Here is a 14,723-nt window from a genome sequence, read left to right on the forward strand (position 1 = left end):
AACCATTGTGGCCCGGTCAGGCGTGAACCGGCCCTAAACCGCCGCGCCGCTCCCCAACAGCTGGCGCGCCCGGTCTGCCGCGTCCTCCAGCGAGGCGACGATGTTCTCCTCCCCGATATGGCGGTGGAACTCCGCCTTTTCCATCAGCTTGCCCGGTTGCTTTCGCAGGCCGCAGACGATGAGGTGCCGTCCGGAGGCTTGCAGCACGTCGGCCAAGTGCTCCAGCGCATGAAGGCCCGTGCTGTCGATCGCGGTCATGTTCCGCAACCGAACGACCACGACGGGCGGCAGGCTCTCCAGATCGTCCTCGACGATGGAAAGCTTGTCCGAAGCCCCGAACAAGAACGGCCCGTGGATCCGGTAGATCGCCACGCCCTCCGGCATCGCGACAGTTTGGAGACTGTGCTTCCGCCCTTCTTCGACATACTCCCGTGTCACCCGGCGCACCGTGGTCGTGGTGGTCACTTGGTTGATAAAGAGGAGCGCGGCCACGATCATGCCCGCCTCGACCGCCACCGTCAAGTCGGCGAAGACGGTCAACGCGAAGGTGGTCAGCCAGACGGCCGCGCTCGCCTTGCTCTGCTTCAAGATATCCGGGATCTCCCGCCATTCCCCCATGTTGTAGCTGACAACCATGAGGATCGCGGCCAGCACGCAAAGCGGGATCGGCTTGACCAGAGGTGCGGCGAAAAGCAAGATCGCGAGGAGCGTGAGCGCGTGGACCATGCCCGCCACCGGCGTCTTCGCGCCGGACCGGATGTTCGTCGCCGTCCGAGCGATCGCCCCCGTCGCCGGCAGCCCCCCGAAGAGGGGCGAGACCATGTTCGCGACCCCCTGTGCCACCAACTCGACGTTCGGGTTGTGCCGGTCGCCGGACATCCGGTCCGCAACGACCGCCGAGAGCAGCGACTCGATCGCACCGAGCATCGTGACCGTGATCGTTGGGGAAAGGAGGGGCGCGATCAGCTCCGGCCGGAAGGTCGGCACGCGCAGAGTCGGCGGCCCCTGGGCGATGCCCCCAAAGCGCGAGAGGATCGTTTCCACCGGCAAGTGCAGGGCCAGCGCCGCCAAAGTCCCGACCACGAGCGCGACGAGGGTGCCCGGCACCTTCTTCACGAAGCGGGCCATGAGCACGATCACCACCAGGCACGAAACGCTGAGCAAGGTCACGGGGAGCGAGAGCGTCCCCCAACCCGCGATGACCGCCTGCATCCGTGGCAGAAACTCGCCCGGAGGCTTGGGAATGTCCAGCCCAAAGAAATCCTTGATCTGGGTGCTGGCGATGAGGACGGCGATGCCGTTCGTGAACCCGATCACCACCGGGCGCGGAATGAACTTGACCGCGCTGCCGAGCCCCGTCGCCCCCAGCACGACGAGAAGAAAGCCCGCCATGAGGGTGCACATGAAGAGCCCGTCCAGCCCGTGCTTCTGGACAATGCCCGCAACGACCACCACGAACGCCCCGGTCGGCCCGCCGATCTGGGTCGTCGAGCCACCGAGCGCCGAGATAATGAACCCGGCAGTCACCGCACAGTAAAGGCCCGCCTGCGGCAGCACGCCGGAGGAGATCGCGAACGCCATCGCAAGCGGCAAGGCGACGAGTCCGACCGTGACCCCCGCGATCAAATCCCTGGTAAAGGTCGCCAGGTTGTAGGTGCGCAACGCGACGACCGCCTTCGGCGTGAACCTGTCCCAGGCCAGCGGCTTCAACGGTCCAATCCTTGGAGCATGGCGAGCGACTCTTTCAGGTGCGACTTGAAGTACTTCTTCATTGCGTCCAACACCTCGGTGAGCAGCGGGTCGCGGAGCGAATAGAACACCTGGTTCCGCTCCTTTCGCGTGACGACCAGCCCCTTCCCCCGCAGCACCGCGAGGTGCTGCGAGGTGTTAGAAGCTTCCACTCCGAGTTGCTCCTGGATGGCCTTGACCGAAAGCTCCCCATCGCGCAGGCACTCGATGATATGGATGCGGGTCGGGTTCGCGAGAACCTGGAACACATCCGCCTTGAACCGGCGCAGGCTGCACCGGAGGTCGGCGTCCCCCTCCCTCTCCACTGGCTCCATTAACATGAGTATATGCGAAATCTCGCATATAGATTCTCGGCGACCTGTCCGGGGGTGAAGACTGAGTTAGTCAAGGGCGGCCGAATCGAGACCAATCAGCGAAACCCAGGCCGTTGCGAACAGCCGTCCTACAGGGGAGATCTGTAGATTGGTGGAGGTAAGGGGACTCGAACCCCTGGCCTCTTCCATGCCATGGAAGCGCTCTCCCAGCTGAGCTATACCCCCGGGAAAGGGCATTGAACCCGGTTTTCACAGGCGGCGTCAAGGACCAGACGCCGAACGCCGAATACCGGCATCCCTCCTTAGGTCACAACGCCGGGAAGCCTCCGTGAGACTGCTTGACTTCCAGGGCAGACCCTAGTGCCATACCGATAAACGTCCGACCCCTGACCCAGGACGCCATGGTCTCGCCAACGGACACCAGACGGCTTTTCCGCCGAACCTTCGGAAGGGTTTTTCGGGTCGGCCGCAAACGCGGTTTCACCCTTATCGAATCGGCGGTCGCCCTCTTCGTGTTCGTGGCCGGGCTCCTCACCACCTTTGGCGCCATGGGCGTCAGCCAGATGGTCGGACGCCAGGCCGAAGTCCGCAACATCGCCCACAGCCTTGCCCGACAGAAGATCGAAGTCCTCCGGTCCCTCGATTTCAGCGTCCGAAAGGAAACCGTCGACGAGGAGTTCGCCCTCGCGCCGGACATCATGAAGACCGCCCAGGAGAAAGTCCAAGGGCTCCAGATGCGGGGGCGCTACACCGTCACTTTGGTCGGCAGCACCGGAACACTGCACCAGATCACCGTCAAGGTCCAGTGGCGGAACGCAGGCTCCCAAGTCGCTTACGACAAGCCTTGGTCTGAAGTCCTCCTCACGACCCTGGCAACAAGGCAACCCGTCCAGCAGACTCCACAGCCCACGGAAGGCGAGATGGAAACGGACAAGAGGGGCACAAGCAGCCCCACCGGAGGGCAAGTTGGCACGAGGTGACGCAGTGACTCTCTTTATGAAGCGTAACCGGAAGAAACAAGCGGGCTTCAGCCTCATGGAGGCTGTCCTCGCAACAAGCATCTCTGGGTTCGTCTTAATCGGGGCCGCGCAATTCTCGGCGGCGACCTCCAAGAACTCCCAGGCGGAGCAAGCCGAACAGAAGAAGGCCAAGGAGATGGTCCAGACCTCCAGCCAGATGGTGGAGGACATCAGGAAGGCCGACTACGTGCTCGCCGGCTTCCCCCCGTCTGCGCCGATCATCTACAGCACCAAGGACACGACGATAATCCTGCGACAGCCTGACTTTGACCCTCAGGGGACGAGGGTTCCGAACAGCTTCAAGATCGTCGCGTACACCAAAGTTCCGGCAATGGGAGCCAACGGCCCGTTCATGGTCCGCCGCTTAACGGGCAGCCTGGTGAACGGCATCCCGACCGCGCTTGTGCTCGACCGGGTCATGGTAAGGGCGGCTGCGAACCTCACCTTTGCCTACATCTCAAAGCAGGTGGTCCCGATCGAAAACGGTCGCACAAAGTACAAGATCGCGTCCGCGCCGGCAAGCGCCACAAACGCCAGGGGCCATGTCGTCCAAGCCTGGTACGAAGGCGTCGACCTCTTAGCCAATGGGTTCGCGACCCTGAACAGCCGCCAGCTTGAACTGAGCAGCCCGCTTCCCCAAGGCGGGATCATCGAAGTCCGGATCCCGGTGGACGGGAACGTAACGTGCGGAGGCGACGGGAGCAACAACTGCTCGCTCGTAGAGTTCGGTGTGACCGGCCAATACAAGTACACGGATTCCAACGGAGTTCTGGTGACAGGAAAGGCTGAAGCGATCGAGACCGCCGAACTTCGGAACGCCAAGGCACCGGTGATGACCAACGATTGAGGAGGACCAGTTTGAACGAGACCCACCCCAAAACCAAGACGAGGAGGAAGCGCGGACGTCGGGGCATGGCCCTGATGAGCGTCATCTTGCTGGCCACCGGCGGTGCCATGGTGGCGGGTTCGCTCCTGACCCTCAGCCAGATGCACGACGAGACGGCCTACAAGGCGGTCGAGCGGACCCAAGCCGACCTCCTCGCCGAGGCGGGGGTCAGCTATCTGTACGACGCCGTCCGCAATCAGATGCAGAAGAACGGCACCTATCCGGGCAACATCTCCTCAGTGCCCCTCGTCGCGCAGACTTCGAACGGGCCGCGCCAAGTCGGCAAGTTCAGCGGCAAGGTCGTGAAGACCACCGTCGTCAACACCAACGTGTACGGCGCGGACGGGGCCCTGATCGGAACGAAGACGTACTACACGTTCCTGCTGCAAGGCGTCGGCACGACCGCATCGGGAACCCAAAGCACGGTGCGCGTCAACTTTGAGGCCGAAGCAACCGCCCCAGTCAGCGGCGCGGACGGCAACCAGCCGACCCTCACGTTCGAACCGGGCGCGCTGCAAGCAGCAGGCGAGATCCGGTTCGTCACCGACTATGGCTTCAAGACCACACAGAACGGATCGCAACCCGATGCCAGCATCGTCGCCAACGGCGGCGTCCGGTGGTTGCCCGAGACCCAAGAGAAGCAGACGTTCACCCAGCCCAACCTCATCGAAGTGAACGGCCGCATCATGGTCCCCGGCGACGGCCTCTACCAAGACGTCTTCGACCAGACCGTGGGCCCAAGCGGCCTCGGCAACCCGAACGACCTTCGCAACTACATGACGATCCCGAACGGCGGCGGAACGCTCGCCCCGGGTGAGGTCAGCAAGCTCAGCGAACCAAGGACCTTCATGGCGGATGATATGGGCGTCAACGTCCTCGCCGCCTTCCGCCGCTTCACGCAGAGAGAGGCGGGGCAGCAAGCCTCGGTTCCCGGTGGCGAGACCAAGACCGTGAACTGGACCGCGCCGCTCTACATCTCTTCCGCCGTCACGCTCCAAGCGGGCGAGAAGATTGTCCTCAAACCGAAGTCGGCTACGACTCCCGCGTTGAACGTGGTCTTTATCGACGGCGACCTTTATAACGCCGGCGTCATCGAAAACGAAGGCGTGACCCTGGTCGTCGCGGGCCGCTATCAGGAAGTCCTGACGGGCAGTTACTACATCAAGCCCGCCTTCACCCCCGCCCAAACCAAGACCCGCCTCCAGCAGTCGGCCCTGGTCGTGGGAGAAAAGGCGGCGGACGCCGCCCAGCTTAATCCGCAGCCGCCGGCCATGTGCGGCCTGATCCTCGCCCTCCGAGGAGGCGTGAACCTGGGAGCATCCTCCCAGGCCCTGCGCGGAGCGGTGGTCGCCAATGGCGACTCCGGCCTCGGCCAGGTCTCGGTCACTTCGAAAGTCGCTCAAAAGTTCACGGTGACCTACGAGCCGGACGCCCTCGCGGCCCGTCTCCTTCCGCCCGGATCGGACTTGAATGGGACCGGCGTCTACACCTTCACCCCGTCCCCGATGGTGGACTGGTCGAAGTCCAAGAACTATAGGTAAGTTCGGTGCGGTGCCGGGTCATGCCCGGCGCCGCCCGACCGTTACAGCACGCGGTCTAAGACCTCGATCAACCGCTCGACCTCCTCGGGCGTGTTGTAGTGCACGGCGCTGACCCGCACCACTCCGTCCTCGACGTTCAGCCCCAACGCCTCGCAGAGACGGTACGCGTACATGTGGCCGTGCCGGATGGCGACGCCCTCGCGGCACACCGCGTCCGAAACGTCCTGCGAACTCTTCGCTCGGTGGACGAACGACACGGTGGGGACGCGCTCCACGTCGTCCACCCCAAAGAGGTGCACCTGTGGGTGCGTCCGCAAGTAGCCGATCAAACGGTTCGCCAGCGGACGCTCCCAATCGCGCATCCTGCGCGCCGCGGAGTCGTAAGTCTCGGCCTCCCCTCCGGCGAGGAACCGAAGGTAGTCGCGCAGGGCAAGCAACCCGGCCAGCCCTTCGTAAGAGAGCGATCCTGCCTCGAACCTCTGGGGCACCGTTTGGTTGAAGAAGTGGTTCGGCCCCGTCAACTCCTCCCACAACTCGCGCTTGCCGTAGAGCGCCGCCATGTGCGGGCCGTAGACCTTGTAAGTCGAATAAACGTAGAAGTCCACGTTCCAGTCCGAGACCCGCATCCGATCGTGGGGGGCGTAGGCCACACCGTCCACCACAACGCGGGCACCGGCCGCGTGCGCGGCCCTCGTCACCGCCGGGACGTCCATGACGTTGCCCAATAGGTTCGAAACGTGCGGGAACGCCACCACCTTCGTGCGCTTGTCGAGAAGGCCTTGCAAGACTTCTAGGGACGACGCGCCCGTCTCCGCGTCAACTGGCCACCACTTGACCCGCACCCCCAGCTTTTCAAGCCGCACCCAGGGGCCAATGTTCGCCTCATGGTTGGCCACATGGACGACAACTTCGTCGCCCGGCGCGAGTGTGGGCGCCAAACTTTGGGCGAGCATCGCCAGGAGCTGCGTCGTGGACGGGCCGATGACGACCGCGCCGCTGCCCGTGTTCCCCATGAAGGCGTCCAGGAAGTCGCGGGCGTCCGCCACCGTCTGGGTCGCGCGCTGGGACGCGGGATAGCTCGCGCCGGTCTGCACGTAGTCCTCGCGCATGAACCGCGCCATCTCGTCGATAACGCAGTCGGGCAGTTGCGAACCGCCCGCGTTCTCTAAGAGCGCCGTCCCCTGCGCCAAAGCCGGGAACCACGAACGGGCCTCTTCGACTGTCGGACTTGATGCTGCCGCTTGCACGCCCGACTATGGCACGGCGCGGCCCCTTACTCCTCTTCGGGGATCTTCCAAAGAGTCTTATCGCCCTGGCGGATCGAAGCGGCGCCCGCGCCGTTCGCCGTGAACGCCGATTGGCCGTCGCTGCCCCGGACGGCCAGCGTCCCGCCCTTCGAGTCCGCCCGGACCTGAACGTAGGGCGCCTTCCCGCCGAAGAGCTCGAACGTCCCCCCGTCGCTGCCGGACGTCAGCCGCGCCGTGTCCTGCCCAGAAGCGGTGCGCAGAGAAAGGCTCCCGCCGGATGCGCCGCCGGTCCACGTGCCGCCTGGATTGAGGGTGATCGAAGCCTCGTTCGCCCCCGCCTTGATCGATACGAACTGACGCTGTACAGGGCCGCGAACGGTCAGCTGGCCTTCCCCATCGCCAGAGAAGAGCAGCTTTCCAGTCAGCCCCGCGCCAAGCAGGACGCTCGGTTCACCCGCGCTGTCCAACAGGGTCAAGACCGCGTTCCCTTGGTTCTGGCCGATCACCCCTAACGTCCGGTTGTCCTCAGTGACCAACCGCAATCCGGCGTTCGGAATAAAGAGGACGTCGCTGTTTCGGATGTTGGGCGGCACCTGCTGTCCGCCAACGACCTGCGACTGGGCTTGCGCCGGGCGCGACAAGATCGTGGTGGCGAGCCCAGAACCGACGACGCAACCCACGAACGAAACGAGCAGAAAGGCAAGGTGACGGGAACGTCCCATACCAGTCTTAACGTTTCGCGCCCTTAAGAGAGCGCACGGGGTAACAACCAAGAAATGACCGTCTTCCTCGCCGGCCTCGCCTTAAGCCAGATATCGCCCTCGGAGGCGTCTCGCAGCTACTGGGGTAACGCGCTGCCCGGCGTCGCATGGGCAAGGCTCGACGGGAACATCGCCCCGCGGGGCCCCGCCCATCGAACGGCCCAAGAGATGGGGCTGCAAGGCCGCGTCATGTGGATCGACGGCACCGCGAACCTCGATGCGGTGAACACACCCGAGAAGATCGCCGCCCTCATGCAGAAGGTGAAGACAGTCGGCTTTAACACCGTCGTCTATGACGTCAAGCCGATCGTAGGGCGCACGCTCTACCCCTCCGCGCTCGCCCCCCAGATGACGAGTTGGAAGGGGCAGCACATGCCCGCCGGCTACGACCCCGTCGCGATCATGGGGACCGAAGCCCGCCGCCAGGGGCTTGGCTTTTTCATTGCAATGAACGCGTTCAGCGAAGGCCACTCGTACGCCAAGCGCGACGAGAAAAAGCCGGACTCCGAGTTCGGCGAGGCAGGGTGGGGCTACGAGGCGGCCCAGCTCCAGTCGGTGCGCTACGATGCGACCCCGATCCTCGCGCTCGGCGAGATGCAGTTCCCCGTGGCCCAGACCCTGAACCCGGGCGCGCTCTCCGAACCCGTCTCGCTCTTCACGCGCAAGCCGGCCGCGACTGAAGGCGCCTTTGCCGCCCTCAACGCCCGCGGCGTCGTCACCGCCACTGGCCGCCTTCCCGTTCCGGACGACCTCGCCTTTGACACGCTCGTGGTCGCCCAAGGTGAAGCGGCCATCCCGCTCCTGGCCCATATCCGCACGGGCGGGCGCTTCCGGCTCGGCTCGCTGAGCCGCTTCGTCGGCTCTGCCGAGAACCAGAACCAGATCCCGCTCATGATGAACCCCCACTCGCCCGAGATCCAGAAGCGGGCGCTGGGCTTCATCGACGAAGCGATGACGCGGTACAAGCCGGACGGCTTCCTCTACGACGACCGTCTCCGCTTCGGCGGAATCGAGTCGGACTTTAGCGAATCCACCCGGGCCGCCTTTGAGGCCCGTGTCGGCCGCGACCTTTCTTGGCCCGAGGACGTTTTCACCTTCACCTTCGATCGACGCCTGAACCGCGGCATCGAGCCAGGCCCCTACTACGACGCCTGGATGGCCTTCCGGGCCGAGACCATGCAGAAGTTCGTCCGTGAGGCCCGTCGGCACGTGAAAACCGCATCGCCGACCGCGCTGTTCGGCATCTACGCCGGATCCTGGTACGGCGACTACCCTCGGGTCGGCGCGAACTACGCCTCGGCCGACCTGGAGGCCGGCTTCCCCTTCCTCACCCGCGCCTATCGCGAGGCGGGCTTCGCCGGCGACCTCGATTTGCTCATCACCGGCTGCTACTACCGCTTCGGGACTCTGTATGAAGCCCTGGGCGCAGGCCGCCCTGCCGGTCAAACCGTCGAAGCCGGGGCCGTGCTCAGCACCAGAGTCTCCCGCGACCAGACCTGGACATACGCAGGAATCCAGCTGGCCGACTATTGGGACGACCCGAGGGGCCTGGAGACGGCGCTCCAAGCGGCCGTGGCCTGCTCCCAAGGCGTCATGGTCTTCGACCTTTCGCACCGGATCGACCAGTTCTGGCCCGTGCTGGAGCGGGCGTTCGCCCGACCCGCCCAAGCGCCGCACTCGGTGCCCGGCCTCCTCGAACAAGTCCGGGCCGAGCGTGCCGCCCGCGACAGGCGCGGAGAGAAAGACCCCCCCTTCCCGATCCTGGAGGGTGCACCGGGAGCCGGTTTCTAACCCCCGGGCCGTGGCCCGCTGGGCACCATCCCGCCGAGTTTTAGGGACGGTCGCCCTTTCGCCAAGAATGAATGGTGAGGTTCGAACGTCTCTAATAGCGGCCCGACTTCATGAGCCAAAGCCCGCCCACCACCCTCGGCAAGTACCAGATCATCCGAGAGATCGCGCGCTCGAACGACATCGTTTACGAGGCGTACGACCCCTTGATGAACCGCCGGGTCGCGGTGAAGGAACTCGCCATGCCGGTCGGGGCGAGCCAACAGCAGAGGGACGACCGCATCAGCCGATTTATGCGGGAGGCCCGCGCCGCCGGCTCGCTGGTCCACCCCAATATCGTCACGGTCTATGAGGTCGGGGAGCAGGAGGGCCGTCGCTTCATCGCGATGGAGTACCTCGACGGACAGAACCTGCGGAACCTACTCGACACCAAAGGCTTCGTTCCCGCCGAACGGGCGATCGAGATCGCCCAAAAGATCCTCTCCGGCCTGGAGTTCGCCCACTCTCGCGGGGTCATCCACCGGGATGTCAAGCCGGACAACGTCCAGCTCTTGGAAAGCGGCGAGGTGAAGTTGACCGACTTCGGCATCGCCCGCCTCACGTTCGAACCGAACCTCACGATGGACGGCCAGGTCTTCGGCACTCCGAGCTACATGTCGCCGGAGCAGATCAACGGCCGCGAGATCGACGCCCGCAGCGACCTCTTCAGCGTCGGCGTGATCCTTTACGAGATGCTTAGCGGCCAGAAACCGTTCCCGGGCGACGGCGTGGTGGCGATCACCTACGCGATCATGAACAAGGAGCCGCAGCAGCCCACCAACTGCAACCATGCCCTCTGGCAAGTAATCCTGCAGGCGCTCGACAAGAGCCCGCAGCTCCGGTTCTCCAGCGCCAAAGAGATGGCTGCCGCCCTCCAATCGGCGGCGGCGACCCTCTACCAAACCGTCATCGACCCGCCCGCTCCCACTCTCCAGGCCGTAGTTCCGCCCCCGGTGGTCGTGCCGCAACAGCCGCACCCGGCCTACACCCACCCCTACGGCACCGTCCAGCCCCCACAAAGCACCGCCTACGGCAACCCCTATGGCGCACCCTACGGCGCACCCTATGGCGGCCAGCAACCGATGGCCACTCCCTATGGGCCCGGCGGGCCGCCTGCGCAATACGGCTCGCCCTATGGCCAAATCCCGGTCTACTATCCGCCCCCTCCCCGGCCACCCATGTTCTCGGCCGCGACAAAGCAGACCTTCGGGAAGATCTTTGTCGCCGTGCTCCTGGTCGGCGCCCTGTTCGTGCTGGTCTTCCAAGGCATCAACGCCTTGACCGAGGCGTTCCGACCTGCCGGGAGTCGTGCGGCACGGTCTGTCAGTCCTGGCGGATGGCCGAACCTCGGAAGCCCGACGCCGTCCGCCGAAGACGAGCGATGGAGCAACGAAGAGATGGCGATCGCCGCCATCGAAGAGGCCAAGATCGAGTTCGATCCAGTCAAGCGTCGGGGACTTTGGAGCAGGTCTTCCCGCCGCTGGATCGAGGCTATCGACGCCGACCCCGACCCGAGGGAAGCGTCCAGGCGTGCCGTCGTCGCCTTCGTCACTGCCGCCAGCGACCTTGCGAACGCAGGCGACCCCATGAGAGCGCGTGAGGCTCTCTACGAAGCGCAAGGCTTTGCCCAGGGCCAGCCGGATCTTGAGCAGGTCGTGGATTCTTGGGAGACGAGACTCGGCGGATAGACATATTACCATTTTCTTGCTACAGAAAAAGCAGATTGTTCGACTGGGCCGCGGATCCCTTCGGCTGGAATACTCCCTTTGTGCGAGACTTGGCGAGCCTGTTGACCCTGGTACTTAGTCTCGCTTTGGCGGTCGCTCAAGAGCAGGATCCGACCAAGCAAAGGTCGCCTATCGCGGTGCCGACGTGAACCGGATGACCGGGCGAAGGCCGGTTCCTCGGTGCGGGGGGCCAAGATCATGAGTGGCAGTTTTCGATCCGGTGGGTCGATACAAACGTGAAGCGGCCGCGCTGGCGCTTCAACGGGGCCTATCGCCTGCTTCCCCGCCTTTCGGTGGGGTTCGAATACAACCCCGTCGTTAGTGAACTCCTTCCCACCGCGAACTGGATCGCGACACCCGAAACGGACCGGTGGCCCTTGGTAAGCTTCGGTACGAGCAGCGACCGGATCTTCACACCGGAAGGCAACCGCGCTTATTTCGTAAGCTTTGCGAAGGGCATCCACGAGACCGGACTCGCACCCTATGTCGGCATCAGCTACTCCGAATACGAAAATGGCTTGAACTTTCCGTTCGGTGTAAACGTCAGACTCTCCGACCAATGGGATCTGTTACCCATGAACGACGGGCGTAACACCCATGCTCTCCTAACTTACAAGACTAAGGACAACAACATCAGCTTCATGCTGTTGCGGCTCCACAAGCCGAGAATCGGTATAAGCTTCGGTTTCGGCTTCTAGGATAAAGCGATGACTTCAATCAACATCCTCATCTGCCTTCTCGCGCAGGATGCGCCGGTGGAAATCCCGAGGACGGATCTCCCCACCGAAGCCTACTGCGTGATTTGTGAATCGAACGGAACCGGCCACGGGCTCGAAAAGCCGGTAGCCGGGGTTAAGTATAAGGACAAGGCTTACTACTTCTGCAACAGTAGCGAAGTCAAGAAGTTCAGGGAGGATCCAGAGGCGTACTTGCCGCCCGTGCTTCCCCGACCGATGCCGACATTCGCCCTTGAAGCCATTGGAGGAGAGCAACTTAGCGTCGATAAAGGTGTGCTTCTTTTCGACTTCTGGGCAAGCTGGTGCAAACCGTGCCACGAGATCAAGCCGCGCATCGACATGGTTCGGAAACTCTATCATGATAAGGGGTTTGAGGTTCTAAGCGTCAGCGTAGACGAGAAGCGCGAAGATCTTGACAAATACCTCAAGCGTAACCCGTTCAAGAACCCGGTGTTCTGGGATAACGGAGAGACCTGGGCGGCGTGGAAAGTCCGCGCTATTCCGGCCCTCTTCCTCGTGAAGGACGGCCAGATTATCGCGCAATGGACGGGCAAGCCGAAGAAGGGCGAGCTCGAGACCGCGGTCAAGGACGCCGTCGGGGACCGACTCGTCACCCGGTGACATAATCTGTAGTCGAAGGAGGGCGAACGTGCTTGAGCCCTATCGACTTGGAGGGGTGGCAGAGTGGTCGATTGCGGCGGTCTTGAAAACCGCTTTAGGGCAACCTAACGTGGGTTCGAATCCCACCTCCTCCGCCACGGCTCTGTCTCACCGCCCAACCGCAGAGAAGCCTGCGTCGCCTGGATCCCTCACAACTGACCCTTCCGACCCCGCACGGCGAACTCAACGGCGAAACCCGCCGCGACGAGCATCGAGAACCAGATGAAACCGGTGCGATAAGGGAACGCGTCCGAGGCGGGAGGAAGGCCGACCTCCACCCGATGCGCCGCCATCTGGCCGGTCGGGACGACGTCCCGCACCACGCCCCGCTGGTCGGTCACCAGGCTCCGCCCGCGACTGCCACACCGGACGACGGGCAGGCCTGACTCGATGCTGCGCCAGACCGTCGAGAGCCAAAGCTGGTTCCAAGCCGGCGTCTCCTCGTACCAATCGTCGATCGACATCTGCGCGAGGAGCTGCGCCCCGTTGCGAGAGTGCGCCTCGACGACTTCCGTGAAGACGCCCTCAAAGCAAATCAGTGGGCCGAGCTTGATGCCGTTCACTTCAAAGGGCGCGATCGTGGAGCCCGGCGACAAGTCGACGGGGGCGAGGTTGAACGCGTCCAGAAACGGGAAGATCCCCCGCCCCGGCACGTACTCGCCGAACACGACCAACCGGGTCTTGTCCATGGCGCGCCACTCCCCGTCGTAGCCGAAGGCGGTCGAATAGAACTTGCCCCCCCGAGGGCGGATGCCCGCGAAGAGCACAGGGACGGGGGGCCGCCGCCCGAGGGGGTTGAGCGGTGGCATCGTTGGCCCGGCGTCCGCGAACCCTTCCGGATAGATCAAGAGGTCCGGGGCCTGGGCGATCGCGCGAGAGGCGATCAGCCGCCCCGCTTCGGCGATGCGCTGCGGCCGGGTCTCCCGGTCCGAAAACGCCATGTCCACCCCGGTCTGCCCGATCGTGACGACCTTGGTCGTCGTCGGCTGCCGCTGGCCAAACCGGGCCATCGAGACGAGCATCAAGCCCAAGAACACGAGCCCCATCCGGAACGTGGTCTGCCCGGGCGGGAGCTTCTCGCCCTCCGGCCCCGTCTCCGGCCAAACGAACATCGCGAGCACGACGTTCGGGATCGCGACCCAAGCCGAAACGAGGATCACCGTGCCATACGCGGCGTGCTGGACGAACTGAGGATAGAGGCCGAGCGGAGTCGCCAAGAACCCCCATGGAAAGGCCAGACCGGGCAAAAACGCCCTCAAGCCTTCGTGCGCGGCCCAGACCAATGGGATCGCCCAAGGACGCCGCAGCTTCCAGCACACCGAGACGAGCCAGCCGAGCGGCACATAGACCACGGAAGCCGCCAGCGAGGCCAGCACCCAGGGCACCATCGCCAGGAAGACATTGCCCGTCCACCGCGTCACGAAGGGCAGCAGCCATGCCATCTGGCACGCGAAGTGCAGCCCGCCGAAAAGCATCCCTGAGCGGACCGCCTGTTTCCCGGACGCCTCGCGAAGCGACGCGAACCACGGGGCCAAGGCGACGAAAACGAGCAGGAAGAGGTTGAACGGCGGATAGGCGAGGTTGAAAAGCGCGACGCTGGCGACGACCGGCCAAACCCGGCTAAGCCAAAGCGGGATCTTCAAGGTAAGCCTCCAGGTGGCCCGTCTCGTCATAACCTTCCAAGGCGAAGTAGCCGTCCGCCCGCCGCCAAAGCGTCGTAACTCCCGTGTTCGAAAAGCGGAAGCTGCGCGCCGTCTCCGGAGTCCCCCTCACCAGCCTCGAGAGAAGCTGGGCGATGGATCCTCCATGGGAGACGACCAGGGTGTCGCCAGGCTCTTGGGAGAGCAACTCCGCGACGTTGGAAAGCCGGCGCCAGACCGTGTGCATCGATTCGCCCCCCGGCGGGGTCACTTCGTAGTCCGCGCAGCCCAGGCGCTTCGCCTCCTCCTGGAGCCACTTGCGCACCGTTACATAGTCCGCGCCTTCCAACTCCCCAAAGGTCCGCTCGCGCAAATCTTCGCGGAACTCGACTTGCGCCCCCGAGAGTTCGAGCCAGGGCGTCAAGGTTTGGCGGCACCGGGTGAGATCGCTCGAGAGAACCCGCGAGAAGGACTGGCCGTGCAGGTGGCGGGCCAAAGCTCGGGCCTGAAGGTGCCCTTCCGCGTTCAGTTCGATGTCGGCGTGGCCTTGCGCCCGGCCTTCCTTGTTCCAATCTGTCTGGCCGTGACGGACGAGGACGACGCGCACCGGCCCAG

13 protein-coding genes and 2 tRNA genes are annotated in these 14,723 nt (G+C 64.2%); 8 read left to right on the forward strand and 7 right to left on the reverse strand.

The window, feature by feature from the left end; all coding sequences use genetic code 11:
• Positions 1 to 33: 33 nt before the first annotated feature.
• The 3 genes from KF733_11840 to KF733_11850 form a co-directional block, all read right to left on the reverse strand.
• A complete protein-coding gene (locus KF733_11840) occupies positions 34 to 1,710 on the reverse strand; it encodes an STAS domain-containing protein (protein QYK55688.1) in 1,677 nt (558 codons plus the stop codon).
• Positions 1,707 to 2,063 (reverse strand): winged helix-turn-helix transcriptional regulator, encoded by a 357-nt coding sequence (locus tag KF733_11845; protein ID QYK55689.1) that lies wholly within the window; start codon positions 2,061 to 2,063, stop codon positions 1,707 to 1,709. The genes KF733_11840 and KF733_11845 overlap by 4 nt, the downstream gene beginning before the upstream one ends.
• A gap of 149 nt (positions 2,064 to 2,212) precedes the next feature.
• Positions 2,213 to 2,288 (reverse strand) — tRNA-Ala (locus KF733_11850).
• A 176-nt stretch (positions 2,289 to 2,464) separates the two neighbouring features.
• Here KF733_11850 and KF733_11855 point away from each other — a divergent pair.
• From KF733_11855 to KF733_11865, 3 genes are all read left to right on the forward strand, one after another.
• Positions 2,465 to 3,043 carry a prepilin-type N-terminal cleavage/methylation domain-containing protein gene (locus tag KF733_11855; GenBank protein ID QYK55690.1) on the forward strand — a complete coding sequence of 193 codons (579 nt, stop codon included), beginning with the start codon at positions 2,465 to 2,467 and terminating at the stop codon, positions 3,041 to 3,043.
• A gap of 16 nt (positions 3,044 to 3,059) precedes the next feature.
• Entirely contained in the window at positions 3,060 to 3,929 is an 870-nt protein-coding gene (locus tag KF733_11860) for a hypothetical protein (protein ID QYK55691.1), read from the forward strand.
• 74 nt (positions 3,930 to 4,003) lie between these two features.
• Positions 4,004 to 5,509 (forward strand): hypothetical protein, encoded by a 1,506-nt coding sequence (locus KF733_11865; protein ID QYK55692.1) that lies wholly within the window; start codon positions 4,004 to 4,006, stop codon positions 5,507 to 5,509.
• A 41-nt stretch (positions 5,510 to 5,550) separates the two neighbouring features.
• Here KF733_11865 and KF733_11870 read toward each other — a convergent pair whose 3' ends face one another.
• Positions 5,551 to 6,756, reverse strand: a complete 1,206-nt coding sequence (locus KF733_11870; GenBank protein QYK55693.1) for a cysteine desulfurase-like protein — start codon at positions 6,754 to 6,756, stop codon at positions 5,551 to 5,553.
• Between the two features lie 26 nt (positions 6,757 to 6,782).
• The gene (locus KF733_11875) at positions 6,783 to 7,478 is read right to left on the reverse strand and encodes a hypothetical protein (GenBank protein ID QYK55694.1); all 696 of its coding nucleotides are present in this window, start codon (positions 7,476 to 7,478) and stop codon (positions 6,783 to 6,785) included.
• Between the two features lie 54 nt (positions 7,479 to 7,532).
• Here KF733_11875 and KF733_11880 point away from each other — a divergent pair, with 54 nt between their 5' ends.
• From KF733_11880 to KF733_11900, 5 genes are all read left to right on the forward strand, one after another.
• Positions 7,533 to 9,308, forward strand: a complete 1,776-nt coding sequence (locus tag KF733_11880; protein ID QYK55695.1) for a family 10 glycosylhydrolase — start codon at positions 7,533 to 7,535, stop codon at positions 9,306 to 9,308.
• A gap of 110 nt (positions 9,309 to 9,418) precedes the next feature.
• Positions 9,419 to 11,032 (forward strand): protein kinase, encoded by a 1,614-nt coding sequence (locus KF733_11885; protein ID QYK55696.1) that lies wholly within the window; start codon positions 9,419 to 9,421, stop codon positions 11,030 to 11,032.
• Between the two features lie 275 nt (positions 11,033 to 11,307).
• The gene (locus KF733_11890) at positions 11,308 to 11,769 is read left to right on the forward strand and encodes a hypothetical protein (protein QYK55697.1); all 462 of its coding nucleotides are present in this window, start codon (positions 11,308 to 11,310) and stop codon (positions 11,767 to 11,769) included.
• A gap of 9 nt (positions 11,770 to 11,778) precedes the next feature.
• A complete protein-coding gene (locus KF733_11895) occupies positions 11,779 to 12,429 on the forward strand; it encodes a redoxin domain-containing protein (GenBank protein QYK55698.1) in 651 nt (216 codons plus the stop codon).
• A 49-nt stretch (positions 12,430 to 12,478) separates the two neighbouring features.
• Positions 12,479 to 12,566 (forward strand) — tRNA-Ser (locus KF733_11900).
• 51 nt (positions 12,567 to 12,617) lie between these two features.
• On the opposite strand, the gene lnt is transcribed toward KF733_11900, so the two are convergent.
• Both lnt and KF733_11910 read right to left on the reverse strand, forming a co-directional pair.
• Positions 12,618 to 14,111, reverse strand: coding sequence for an apolipoprotein N-acyltransferase (gene lnt, locus KF733_11905; GenBank protein ID QYK55699.1), 1,494 nt, complete (start codon positions 14,109 to 14,111; stop codon positions 12,618 to 12,620).
• Complete coding sequence (locus KF733_11910) at positions 14,089 to 14,715, reverse strand: histidine phosphatase family protein (GenBank protein QYK55700.1); 627 nt, start codon at positions 14,713 to 14,715, stop codon at positions 14,089 to 14,091. The genes lnt and KF733_11910 overlap by 23 nt, the downstream gene beginning before the upstream one ends.
• Positions 14,716 to 14,723: the final 8 nt, after the last annotated feature.

The sequence above is a fragment of the Fimbriimonadaceae bacterium genome (assembly GCA_019454125.1).
GTDB lineage: Bacteria > Armatimonadota > Fimbriimonadia > Fimbriimonadales > Fimbriimonadaceae > JALHNM01.